The sequence below is a fragment of the Vreelandella sp. ssv genome, assembly GCF_059448525.1.
Window position 1 is genome coordinate 344,421 of sequence record NZ_CM182545.1, and the last position, 12,439, is coordinate 356,859.

The 12,439-nt window shown below is 55.0% G+C and carries 10 protein-coding genes and 2 tRNA genes; 11 read left to right on the plus strand and 1 reads right to left on the minus strand.

Annotated elements, in window-relative coordinates; translation table 11 throughout:
- Nucleotide 1 precedes the first annotated feature (1 nt).
- The 11 genes from secG to AC5TBW_RS01690 all read left to right on the plus strand — a co-directional run bounded on the left by secG (nt 2) and on the right by AC5TBW_RS01690 (nt 11,157).
- The gene (gene secG / locus AC5TBW_RS01640; RefSeq protein WP_022520708.1) at nt 2–361 is read left to right on the plus strand and encodes a preprotein translocase subunit SecG; all 360 of its coding nucleotides are present in this window, start codon (nt 2–4) and stop codon (nt 359–361) included.
- Nucleotides 362–410: 49 nt separating this feature from the next.
- A tRNA-Leu gene (locus AC5TBW_RS01645) sits at nt 411–497 on the plus strand.
- 164 nt (nt 498–661) lie between these two features.
- Nucleotides 662–738: transfer RNA gene (locus tag AC5TBW_RS01650), tRNA-Met, on the plus strand.
- A 308-nt stretch (nt 739–1,046) separates the two neighbouring features.
- Nucleotides 1,047–1,508, plus strand: a complete 462-nt coding sequence (rimP, locus tag AC5TBW_RS01655; RefSeq protein WP_495510419.1) for a ribosome maturation factor RimP — start codon at nt 1,047–1,049, stop codon at nt 1,506–1,508.
- Nucleotides 1,509–1,580: 72 nt separating this feature from the next.
- Nucleotides 1,581–3,095 (plus strand): transcription termination factor NusA, encoded by a 1,515-nt coding sequence (gene nusA, locus AC5TBW_RS01660; RefSeq protein WP_495510420.1) that lies wholly within the window; start codon nt 1,581–1,583, stop codon nt 3,093–3,095.
- A 27-nt stretch (nt 3,096–3,122) separates the two neighbouring features.
- Nucleotides 3,123–5,717, plus strand: coding sequence for a translation initiation factor IF-2 (gene infB / locus AC5TBW_RS01665; protein WP_495510421.1), 2,595 nt, complete (start codon nt 3,123–3,125; stop codon nt 5,715–5,717).
- Nucleotides 5,718–5,735: 18 nt separating this feature from the next.
- Entirely contained in the window at nt 5,736–6,188 is a 453-nt protein-coding gene (gene rbfA, locus AC5TBW_RS01670; protein ID WP_495510422.1) for a 30S ribosome-binding factor RbfA, read from the plus strand.
- Nucleotides 6,188–7,108, plus strand: a complete 921-nt coding sequence (gene truB / locus AC5TBW_RS01675) for a tRNA pseudouridine(55) synthase TruB (RefSeq protein ID WP_495510423.1) — start codon at nt 6,188–6,190, stop codon at nt 7,106–7,108. The genes rbfA and truB overlap by 1 nt, the downstream gene beginning before the upstream one ends.
- A 108-nt stretch (nt 7,109–7,216) precedes the next feature.
- Nucleotides 7,217–7,486 carry a 30S ribosomal protein S15 gene (gene rpsO / locus AC5TBW_RS01680; protein ID WP_007111823.1) on the plus strand — a complete coding sequence of 90 codons (270 nt, stop codon included), beginning with the start codon at nt 7,217–7,219 and terminating at the stop codon, nt 7,484–7,486.
- 178 nt (nt 7,487–7,664) lie between these two features.
- Complete coding sequence (gene pnp, locus AC5TBW_RS01685) at nt 7,665–9,833, plus strand: polyribonucleotide nucleotidyltransferase (RefSeq protein ID WP_495510424.1); 2,169 nt, start codon at nt 7,665–7,667, stop codon at nt 9,831–9,833.
- 154 nt (nt 9,834–9,987) lie between these two features.
- Nucleotides 9,988–11,157, plus strand: coding sequence for an MFS transporter (locus AC5TBW_RS01690; protein WP_495510425.1), 1,170 nt, complete (start codon nt 9,988–9,990; stop codon nt 11,155–11,157).
- A 70-nt stretch (nt 11,158–11,227) separates the two neighbouring features.
- On the opposite strand, the gene AC5TBW_RS01695 is transcribed toward AC5TBW_RS01690, so the two are convergent.
- Complete coding sequence (locus AC5TBW_RS01695) at nt 11,228–12,406, minus strand: acetyl-CoA C-acetyltransferase (protein ID WP_495510426.1); 1,179 nt, start codon at nt 12,404–12,406, stop codon at nt 11,228–11,230.
- Nucleotides 12,407–12,439 lie beyond the last annotated feature (33 nt).

Genomic DNA, 12,439 nt, shown 5'->3' on the forward strand with positions numbered 1-12,439 from the left:
CATGCAAGTTGCAATTCTTATGATTCATGTGGTGATTGCGGTCGCCCTGGTGGTACTCATTCTGCTTCAGCAGGGTAAAGGTGCCGAAGCCGGTGCCGCTTTTGGGGGCGGCGCCTCACAAACCGTGTTTGGTTCGCGTGGCAGCGGTAACTTCCTGTCGCGCACCACGGCTATTTTGGCGGCGGGTTTCTTCGTTACCTCAATGGCGCTGGCTTACTTCGCCACCCAGGCCGGTCAGGCGCCGGAAGCAGGTATTCCGGACTCGCGTTTGATCGAGCAGCAGCAAAGTGTTCCGACGCTTGACGACAGGCCTGCGGACGTGGATAATACCGCGCCAGTGCTAGAGGAAAGCAGCGAGTAAGCAGTTGCCCGTTGTTTAGTTAGATAGCGTTTCTTTAGCCTCCCCTGATGCCGAAGTGGTGGAATTGGTAGACACGCTATCTTGAGGGGGTAGTGACCGTATGGTCGTGCGGGTTCAAGTCCCGCCTTCGGCACCATCTGTTTTGCTGGTTCGCCAGCTTCCCAGAATGTTTTTCTTTACTGTCAAATGGCAATTTCGCATTTAACAGCTAAACGAAAACAGCTTTAAGTAAGATGTTCTTGAAGCAAGTAGTCCTTGACGTAAGTAGCTTTAGTGTCTATTATCGTCGACCTAGATTGATGCGGGGTGGAGCAGTCTGGTAGCTCGTCGGGCTCATAACCCGAAGGTCATCGGTTCAAATCCGGTCCCCGCTACCATTTCCTAGTAGCATGTAGATAGCTTGTTTTCTTTGTACTACTCTTGAAAACACTCACTCTTGCCAGGCAATGCCGGTTACATGTTTCTAAGATGGTACTCAAGGTTTCTTTCAAAAAGCCCCTTCCAGTGAAGGGGCTTTTTGTTAGCAGCTTTTGGATAGCGAGCGCTTTTGTAAACGAAAGCGCCTTAAGAGCGGATGTCGTCCGGATTGCCGGAGACACATTCCCGAGTAACGCCAATCAGCCACCTAGCTTTTTTACTAACTCCTGGCCAGGTGCCTGATGCAACGGCTATAGGAGCTTTGTCTGTGGCCACTAAACACGCTGCGCTTCACGCGCTAATCGAACCTGTTGTTGCTGCCATGGGCTTTGAGCTATGGGGCATCGACCATCTTTCCCAGGGCAAAAATTCGCGGCTGGTGATTTATATCGAGCGCGAGAGTGGTGTCAGCGTGGAAGACTGCGCAGATATTAGCCGCCAAGTCAGTGCTGTTATGGATGTGGAAGACCCCATTGCCGGTGAATACCGGTTGGAAGTCTCCTCGCCAGGCATGGCACGTCCCTTGTATTCCCTGGATCAGTTTTCCCGCTTTCAAGGTCATCACGTCGCGCTCAAGTTGCGCACTGCCTTTGACGGGCGGCGCAAGTATCAAGGGCTTTTGGTCGGTGTTGAGGGAGATGAAGTACTCATACAGCTGGATGGCGAAGAGTATTGCTTTCCTATTGAGAGTATTGATTCTGCTCACATTGTACCGCGGTTCGACGATTGACCGAGTGGCGGCGCTGCCGGCAGGCTGCCGGGGTGATGCACATAAGGATAGGTTTTCTGGCGAGGCATACGCATGAGTAAAGAAATTTTAATGGTCGTTGACGCGATCTCCAATGAGAAGGGCGTCCCGCGTGACGTTATCTTCGAGGCGGTAGAAGCCGCTCTTGCGAGTGCGTCACGTAAGCGTTTTGATAAAGAAGAAGCCAATGTGCGCGTGCATATTGACCGTCGCACCGGTGAATACGAAACTTTCCGCTTCTGGACGGTCGTGGAAGACGACGAGTTCGAAACGCCAGATTACGAAATTAAAGAGACCATCGCTGAGCAGCGTGATCCGCCGCTGAAACTAGGCGATGTGGTCGAAAAAAGCATCGAAAATGCGTCGTTTGGTCGTATCGCTGCACAAACCGCCAAGCAGGTGATCGTACAGAAAGTACGCGAAGCTGAGCGGGCTGAGGTAGTGCGCCAATATGCCGATCGCGAAGGCGAACTGGTTGCGGGCATCGTTAAAAAGACCACACGTGATGGCCTGATCATTGATTTGGGCGAAAACGCCGAAGCGTTTTTGCCGCGCAATGAAATGATTCACGGCGAGCGTTACCGCATGAACGAGCGGGTGCGCGCCTTGTTGGTCAAAGTAGACCCAGAAGCTCGCGGCGCCCAACTCCAGCTGTCGCGCACGTGTCCTGAATTGATCATCGAGCTGTTCAAAATTGAAGTACCCGAAATCGCTGAGCAGCTGATTGAGATTAAAGGTGCTGCTCGTGATCCCGGTTCGCGCGCCAAAATTGCCGTTAAAACCAATGATCGCCGCATTGACCCCGTCGGTGCGTGCGTGGGTATGCGCGGTTCGCGCGTTCAAGCCGTCTCTTCGGAGCTGCAAAATGAACGCGTTGATATCGTGCTGTGGGACGACAATCCCGCCCAATTGGTTATCAATGCCATGGCGCCCGCCGATGTTGGGTCTATTCTAGTGGACGAAGACGCCCACGCGATGGATGTGGCCGTGGCACAAGATAACCTTGCTCAAGCCATTGGCCGGAGCGGTCAGAACGTACGTTTAGCCTCTGAGCTTACCGGCTGGCGGATTAACGTCATGACCGAAGAGGAAGCAGAGTCTAAGCGCGACCAAGAGATTGATAGCCTGGTCGACTCCTTTATCCAGCACCTTGAAGTGGATGAAGATGTCGCCCGCCTGTTAGTGGAAGAGGGGTTCACAACCCTGGAAGAAGTCGCCTACGTGCCGCTGGAAGAGATGCTCGAAATCGAAGAGTTCGATGAAGATTTAGTCGAAGCGCTTCGTGCACGTGCGAAAGACGAGCTGCTGACGATGGCAATTGCCTCGGAAGAAGCGCTAGACGGTGCCCAACCAGCAGCAGATCTGCTGGAAATGGATGGCATGGAGCGCCACCTGGCCTTCATTCTGGCCAGTCGCGGCATCGTTACCATGGAAGATCTCGCCGAGCAGTCTGTCGACGATCTGGTCGATATCGAGGAGTTGGACGAAGCGCGCGCAGCGGCACTGATCATGACTGCCCGTGCGCCCTGGTTTGAAGTCGATGACGCATCGGATTCGAACACACAGTAAACAGGTCACGGGCTGAGGAGGGTCAATATGTCAGATATGACAGTTAAAGATTTCGCAGGAAAGGTGGGCCGTGATGTGCCTCGCCTACTAGAGCAAATGAAAGAAGCGGGCTTAAAGCACGCTTCTGAAAGCGATGCTGTGTCTGAAGAAGATAAGCAGAAGCTGCTAAGTTTCTTGAAAAAGAGCCACGGTGGTAGCGATACCCCTGAAGCGGGTAAAAATCGCATCACCCTGACGCGCAAAACCCGTAGCCGTATCAATACCGGCGAACGTGGCAAAACCATCGAAGTGCAGGTACGTAAAAAGAAAACTTACGTTAAAAGTGCTGAAGATGAGAAGCCGAAAGCCGCAGAACCTAGCTACACGGGCCCACGCCAGTTAGTCGGCGATATGGCGGAAGCGGAAGCCGAGCGCAAAGTAACCGATGCGCGTGAAGCTGAAGAAAAAGCCGCTGCGAAGAAAGCTCGCGCTGCACAGGTAGCGGAAGCCACTGCGCGCAGCAATAAAGAAGCTGAAGCGACGGCACGTGGCAATAAAGAAGCTGAATCAACGCCCAAAGCCGCCAAAACAGCTGCTACGCCTGATATTGAAGTGCCCAATCTAGAGATTGATGACACGCCGTCCGGTGACGATATGCCGCCAGCGCCGCCGAAAGAAGGCCGCTCTGACCGTCGTACCGCTCCGCCGAAGAAAACGGCAGCGAAGGCCAAAGGTCGTCGTGACGATGAAGATCGTGGTGACCGCGAAGAGCGCAAGCGCGGTGGCGGCGGTAAGAAGGTCAAACGTGCCGAGCAACGTCGTGGTGGTCGTCGTGGTGGCAACCAAACCGGCAATGGCAAGCACGCTTTCCAGAAGCCGACCCAGCCGATCGTGCGTGAAGTATCGATCCCTGAATCGATCAGCGTAGCGGAATTGGCCGACAAGATGTCAATCAAAGCCAATGAAGTGATCAAGGCCATGTTTAACATGGGTGCGGCGGTTACCATCAACCAAACCATCGATCAGGATACGGCTGCGATCGTGGTAGAAGAGATGGGCCATACGCCGAAGCTGGTGAAAGATGACGCGCTGGAAACGGAAATGCTTGAAGGCATCTCCTATGAAGGTGAAGAGATCACGCGTTCACCCGTTGTTACGGTGATGGGTCACGTTGACCACGGTAAGACTTCGCTGCTGGATTACATCCGTAAAGCGAAAGTAGCGACCGGTGAAGCGGGTGGTATTACCCAGCATATCGGTGCCTACCACGTGGAAGATAACCACGGTGGCGTTACCTTCCTGGATACCCCAGGCCACGCGGCGTTTACCGCTATGCGTGCCCGTGGTGCCAAGGCAACGGACGTCGTCATTCTGGTTGTCGCCGCAGATGACGGCGTGATGCCGCAGACGATTGAAGCGATTGAGCACTCCAAAGCCGCTGAAGTACCGATGGTGGTGGCGGTGAACAAGATCGATAAGCAGGGCATCGACCTGGATCGCATCAAGAACGAGCTTTCCCAGCACGGCGTGATTTCAGAAGAGTGGGGCGGTGATACTCAGTTTGTTCACGTGTCTGCTAAGACCGGTGAAGGTATGGAAGAGCTGCTGGAAGCGATCCAGTTGGCCTCCGAAGTGCTTGAGTTAAAAGCCGTGCCTTCCGCGCCGGGTAAAGGTGTTGTAGTTGAATCACGCCTTGATAAAGGCCGTGGTCCGGTCGCTACCGTGCTGGTTCAGAACGGCACGCTGAAAAAGGGCGATATCGTCCTGGCTGGCCTGCACTACGGTCGTGTACGTGCGCTGACCAACGAACTTGCCCAGCAGGTTGATTCGGTTGGCCCTGCGATGCCGGTAGAAATTCAAGGCTTGGGCGGTACGCCGGATGCCGGTGATGACTTTATGGTCGTTGCTGACGAGAAGAAAGCTCGCGAAGTAGCGAACTTCCGTCAAGGCAAATACCGCGAAGTGCGCCTGGCACGTCAGCAGAAGGCCAAGCTGGAGAACATGTTCAGCCAGATGGGCCAAGACGAAGTGGCCAAGGTCAACATCGTCCTCAAAGCCGACGTTCAAGGCTCGCTGGAAGCGATCAAAGGCGCCTTGGAAGAGCTCTCCACCGATGAAGTCGAAGTGGCGGTGGTCTCTTCGGGTGTCGGTGGTATCACCGGTACCGATGCCAACCTGGCGCTTGCGTCTGAAGCCATCGTCGTCGGCTTTAACGTCCGTGCTGATGCCGCTGCCCGTGAGATTGTTGAGCGCGAAGGCCTGGATCTGCGTTACTACAGCGTCATCTACCAGCTGATCGACGAGGTCAAGCAGGCGATGAGCGGTATGCTCGCACCTGAGTGGAAAGAAGAGATCGTTGGTATTGCTGAAGTACGCGACGTCTTCCGTGCGCCGAAAATTGGTGCCATCGCCGGTTGTATGGTGATTGAAGGCAACGTGCATCGTAATAAGAAGATCCGCGTGTTGCGTGATGACGTAGTAATCTACGAAGGCGAGCTCGAATCGCTGCGCCGCTTCAAAGACGATGTGCAGGAAGTGCGCAACGGTATGGAGTGTGGCATCGGCGTGAAGAACTACAACGATGTCCAAGTCGGCGATAAGATCGAAGTCTTCGACCAAGTGAAGGTCGAGCGTAGCCTGTAAGGCTGCGAGGAGCTAAACATGCGCGAATTTAAGCGTACCGACCGGGTAGCCGACCAGCTCCAAAAGGAGCTGGCGGTACTTATTCAACGCGAAGTGAAAGACCCACGTTTAGGCATGGTCACGGTGAGCGGTGTCACCGTTAGTCGTGATCTTGGCTACTCCGATGTCTATGTCACTCTGTTGGGTGAGCAAGAGCCCGAGCGTATTAAAGAGAACCTGCAGGTGCTTAAGCGCGCTGCCGGTTTTCTAAGAAGTCAGATTGCTAAGCGCATCAAGCTACGTCACGTCCCAGAGCTGCGTTTTCATTTCGATGAAAGCGTGGTACGCGGTCAGCATCTCTCTTCATTGATTGATGAAGCCGTGACCACGGATCGTGCACGCTATGAAAACGATGATGATTATCAAGATAGCGACGATTACCAAGACAGTAGCCAGGACACTGACGCCCAGCAAAGTGAGGAAACTCGCTAGTGGCGCGTCAACGTCGCGGTTTGCCGGTCAATGGCGTATTGCTGCTGGATAAGCCTAAGGGTGTTTCCAGCAACCATGCGCTGCAGCGTGTGCGTCGGCTGTTTCAGGCTCAAAAAGCTGGACACACCGGCACGCTAGACCCTATGGCAACCGGCTTATTGCCGATTTGCCTAGGTGAAGCGACCAAGTTTTCATCGCACTTGCTAGAAGCCGACAAGGTGTATCGCACCCGGGTAGAGCTAGGGGTGATCACCGATACCGGTGATGCGGAAGGCGCGATGATTGAGCAGCATGAGGTTCCCAGCCTAACCGTCGATGACGTGGAGGCCGTGCTCACCCGTTTTCGTGGTGAGATTGACCAAGTGCCGCCGATGTATTCGGCGCTAAAGCATCAGGGCAAAAAACTCTACGAGTTAGCCCGTGAAGGCAAGCACGTAGAGCGTGCAGCACGGCGCATAAGCGTGTATGATGCGCGCCTGCTATCGTTTGAAGGCACTGCTTTCGAGCTGGAAGTCAGTTGCAGTAAAGGCACTTACATCCGCACGTTAGCCGAAGATATTGGTCAAGCGCTTGGCTGTGGCGCGCACATCAGTCAACTAAGAAGGCTCAAAACAGGGCCTTTTTTAGCCGACGCGATGTGGACGCTAGAGGCGCTGGAAGCATTGGCGGATCAAGCGGCGCTTGAAGCTGAGCTAATGCCCGTGGATGTGCTGGTCGATCATTTACCGTTACTAACGGTAGACGACACAGCCCATTCTCGTTTGGCCCATGGCCAGCCCGCTACTCTCGAAACCGGCGCATTAGCCCCGGACGAAGTAGCTAGACTTTATTACGCTGAGACGTTTATCGGCCTTGGCGTAGTGAAAGGTGCCCAGGAAGTGGCGCCTAAGCGACTGTTAAGTACCGTCGCTATTTCGTGAGATACGTTGCAAGGAAGCGACCATCTACGTGAAAATAGTAGCCTGAGACTGCAAATATGCGTGGTCTCAACCATTCATTTTTAGGCATATTGCTTACTGGAGAGACAGATGGCTTTAACCGCTGAGAAGAAGGCCGAGATCGTCACCGAATACGGCCGCGGCGATAACGATACCGGTTCCCCTGAAGTGCAGGTTGCACTGCTGAGCGCCAACATTAATGGCCTGCAGGATCACTTCAAGACCAACAAACAGGATCACCACTCTCGTCGTGGTCTGATCCGCATGGTTAACCAGCGCCGTAAGCTGCTGGACTACCTAAAGCGTAAAGATTTCGAACGCTATCAGTCTCTGATTCAGCGTTTAGGTCTGCGTCGTTAAGCGTTAACGGCAACGATTAGAAACGGGCAGCTCCCAAAGAGCTGCCCGTTTTTTTATGTGTCGTGTTTACCTTAATAGTCCTGAGCGCGAGACAGAACAGGTAGCCGTATCGCGCTCCAGCGCCTAGAATGGTAGCGAGTCAAAACGACCTAAACGAATAGACAAGTAGATATTGATAATGCTGAAGGAAGTCGCTGTGAATCCGGTAAAGAAAACGTTCCAGTACGGTCGTAGCACCGTCACGCTCGAAACCGGGCGTATTGCTCGCCAGGCTACCGGCGCTGTCATGGTCACAATGGATGACACCGTCGTACTGTGTACCGTGGTTGCTCGTAAAGAGGCAAACCCGAGCCAACCCTTTTTCCCCCTCTCGGTACACTACCAAGAGAAAACCTACGCAGTGGGCAAAATTCCTGGCGGCTTCTTCAAGCGCGAAGGACGCCCCACTGAGAAAGAGACGCTGACCTCGCGCCTGATTGATCGCCCGATCCGTCCGCTGTTCCCAAAGGGTTTTATGAACGAAGTACAGGTCGTCTGTACCGTTCTCTCCACTGATCGTAACCACGACCCGGATATTGCCGCTTTGCTTGGCACCTCCGCGGCGCTGAGCATCTCTGGTGTACCGTTTAGTGGCCCGATTGGCGCAGCGCGCGTGGGCTTTAACGAAGAGCAAGGCTACTTCCTCAACCCAACGGTTGAAGAACTGGCCACCTCTGAACTCGACATGGTCGTCGCCGGTACTGAAAAAGCCGTGCTGATGGTTGAGTCTGAGGCCAAAGAGCTGCTCGAAGACGAAATGCTGGGTGCCGTGCTGTTTGGCCACCAGGAAATGCAGGTCGCCATCAATGCGATCAAGGAACTGGCCGCTGAAGCGGGCAAGCCGCGCTGGGAGTGGCAGGCCGCCGAAGAGAACCAGGCGCTCAAAGCTGCCATGGCCGGTGCGTTTGAAGCGAAGGTGGGCGATGCTTACCGCATCACCGACAAAATGCAGCGCCAGGATGCACTGGCTGAGTTGAAAGACCAGGCGATTGAACAACTGGCAGCCGATGAAGGCGAACCGGTTAATGACAAGTTCAGTAAAGATGAAGTGAAAGGTGCCTTTGCTGCCCTGGAAAAGCGCGTTGTGCGTTCACGGGTGGTAAAAGGCGAGCCGCGTATTGATGGTCGTGACAATCAAACCGTGCGTCCGCTGGCCATTGAAGTCGGTGTGCTGCCTAAAGCGCACGGTTCGGCGATCTTTACGCGTGGTGAGACCCAGGCGATTGCCGTAGCAACACTAGGCACACTGCGTGATTCACAGTTAATCGAATCACTGGAAGGCGAGCGTAAAGATCGCTTTATGCTGCACTACAACTTCCCTCCCTACTCGGTGGGTGAAGCTGGCTTTATGGGTGGCCCGAAACGTCGCGAAATCGGCCATGGCCGCTTAGCGCGTCGTGGCGTGCAGGCGATGCTACCGTCAGAAGACGTCTTCCCCTACACCATCCGTGTCGTCTCTGAAATTACCGAGTCTAATGGTTCCAGTTCCATGGCCTCTGTATGTGGCTCTTCGCTGGCTTTGATGGACGCAGGTGTACCGCTAAAAGCACCGGTGGCCGGTATTGCCATGGGCTTGGTGAAAGACGCTGACGGCTTTGCGGTATTGACCGATATTCTGGGTGATGAAGATCACCTTGGCGATATGGACTTTAAAGTCGCCGGTTCCGAAGAGGGTGTCACCGCCCTGCAGATGGATATCAAGATCGAAGGCATCAACGAAGAGATTATGGAGCTCGCGCTACAGCAAGCACTGACCGCGCGCCTGAGTATTCTCGAACAGATGAATGTCGTGATCAGCCAGAGCCGTAGCGATGTCTCCGACAACGCGCCGTCCATGGCAACGATCAAAATCGATCCAGACAAGATTCGTGATGTCATCGGTAAAGGTGGCGCGACGATTCGTAAAATCTGCGAAGACACCGGCGCCTCAATCGATCTTGACGACGATGGCACCGTGCGGATTTACGCGGAAGATAAAGCCGCCGCGAAGCGCGCGATTGATACCGTACTGGCGATTACCGCTGAAGCGGAAATCGGCAAGCTGTATAACGGCAAGGTCGTGCGTATTGCCGACTTCGGTGCGTTTGTTAACATCATGCCGGGTACCGATGGCCTGGTACACATCTCGCAGATCGTAGCCGAGCGCGTTAATAACGTGCGCGACTTCTTGAACGAAGGCGATGATGTGATCGTTAAGGTGCTTGATATCGACAACCGCAACCGCGTTAAGCTGTCGATGAAAGAGATTACCGAAGAAGAGAAAGCCGCTTTCACAGCAGAAGCAGCGGAAACCGAGGCGGCGATTTAAGCTTAAATTTATAAGCGATGATCTAAATCGTTAGCTAGGTTTCTGACACCGCCCTCGTAGCCTCTGGCTGCGGGGGCGGTGTTTTTGTTAGGAATCGGTTTTTGTCAGATGTAGGTTTGTTCGCCGGGATTTAGAGAGAGTCAGGGAGCAGCAGATGGAGCAGGAACAAGCGCCGCGCTGGTGGGCAGTGGCGGCCGTGATGATCGGCATTTTTTTACTGGTAACCGCTGAGCAACTGCCGATTGGGTTGCTCTCTCAAGTGGCTTTTTCCATGGGCGTTACCCCTGGCATGGCAGGTTTAATGGTCACTGTGCCCGGTGTGGTCGCTGCCTTTTCTGCGCCACTATTGCCGGTTGCGGTGGGGCGCCTGGATCGGCGCATTATGCTCACTCTGCTAATGGTCGTGATGGTCGTCGGGAGTGTGCTTTCGGCGCTGGCGAGCAGCTTTGTGTTGCTGCTCGCTGCCCGCGTATTAGTAGGGCTTAGTATTGGTGGGTTTTGGGCGGTGGCAGGCAGCATTGCCCCGCGCCTTGTGCCTGAGGCTCAGGTACCAAAAGCGATGACGATGATATTTGGTGGTGTTGCGGCGGCCTCAGTGCTGGGTGTGCCACTAGGAACGCTGCTGGGGGATCTTAGCAACTGGCGGGTCGCCTTTGGGACGCTCGGCCTACTAAGCCTGTTAACGGCAGTGGCGCTATGGTGCTGGCTGCCACCACTACCCCCACGAGAGCCGGTGCGACTCCGAGTGCTCGCCCAGCAGTTTAGCAATCGTGGCGTGCGGGTGGCGGTGCTCACGACAGCCTTTGTGGTCGTTGGACACTTCGCTGCCTACACCTTTATTAGCCCCATCCTGCAAGAGATCAGCGGTATTTCCCAACGCCATGTGAGCAGCCTGCTGCTGCTGTATGGGGCGGCAGGCATTATGGGTAATATAGCGGCAGGCATGTTTGCCGGGCGCCACCCCTACCGCGCTGTGCTGGCGATTCCGAGCCTACTGCTTATCGTTGTAGCTGTATTTCCGCTGCTGGGGATTCAGCCAAGCAGCGGTGTCATGCTGCTGATGGTGTGGGGTGCGGTGTTTGGCAGTGTGTCGGTGAGTATCCAAACCTGGATTTTACGCACCGCGCCGAATACCGAGGCCGCCACGGCGTTGATGGCGTTTACCTTCAATATGTCGATAGGTTTGGGCGCCATGCTAGGGGGTCGCTTGGTCGATGGCACTAGCCTGCCCATGGCTATGTGGGCTGCAGCGGGATTATTCCTGCTAGGCGCGCTACTGGTACTAAGTACGCCCGCCAAGGTCGTTGGCCAGAAAACACGTTGAGCCAATGGGCGCAAAAAAATGCCCCCGTAAGCAGCGGGGGCATTGGTTATGCGCTTACCTCAGACAATAATCAAGGACGCTCGATAGCTAGCGCTACACCCTGTCCGCCGCCGATACACAGCGTCGCGAGACCTTTTTTGGCGTCGCGGGCGATCATTTCGTGCAGCAGCGTGACCAGTACGCGGCAACCGGAGGCACCGATAGGGTGGCCTAAGGCGATCGCGCCGCCGTTGACGTTCACTTTAGACGTATCCCAGCCTAGCTCTTTGTTGACGGATAGCGCCTGGGCGGCAAACGCTTCGTTGGCCTCTACCAAGTCCAGGTCGTCCAGGCTCCAGCCGGCTTTTTCCAGGCAGCGGCGAGTCGCCGGTGCGGGGCCGATACCCATGATGGCAGGGTCAACGCCTGCATTGGAATAGGCCACTATACGTGCCAGTGGTTCTAGCCCTAATTGCTTGGCTTTTTCGGCGGAGCAAAGCATGACCACTGCCGCGCCGTCGTTGAGCGCCGAGGCGTTACCGGCGGTAACGGTGCCGTCTTTCTTAAATGCGGGGCGCATACCGCCAAGCTTCTCAGCGGTCACTTCGCGTGGATTTTCGTCGGTATCAAACACCACCGGATCGCCTTTGCGCTGGGGAATTTCCACCGGCACGATCTGGCCTTTGAACTTGCCCTCTTTGATGGCGGCAGCGGCTTTCTGCTGTGACGCTGCGGCGAACTCATCCATCGCTTCGCGGGTGATGCCGTATTTCTCGGCCAGATTCTCGGCAGTAATGCCCATATGGTAGTTATTGAAGGCATCCCATAGACCGTCGTGCACCATGGAATCAATCGCCTTCCAATCACCCATGCGCTGGCCGTTGCGGGAGTTTGGTAGCACGTGGGGTGAAGCGGACATATTTTCCTGACCACCCGCCAGAATCAGCTCCGCATCGCCGCAGCGAATTGCCTGTGTTGCGAGGTGCAGCGCTTTAAGTCCTGAGCCACACACTTTGTTGATGGTCATGGCCGGTACCGAGTCTGGTAGGCCACCTTTAATAGCCGCCTGGCGAGCCGGATTTTGACCAACGCCCGCAGTGAGCACTTGACCCAGCAGCACTTCGTCCACTTGATCGGGCGAAACACCGGTCGAGGCGAGGATATCTTTGATCACCAGAGCGCCAAGATCGCTCGCTGGAATGCCAGCTAGGGAACCTCCGAAAGCGCCCACGGCGGTGCGGCGTGCCGCAACAATGACTACTTCTTGCATAAGATGACTCCTGGAGTAAATAACAGACACTCT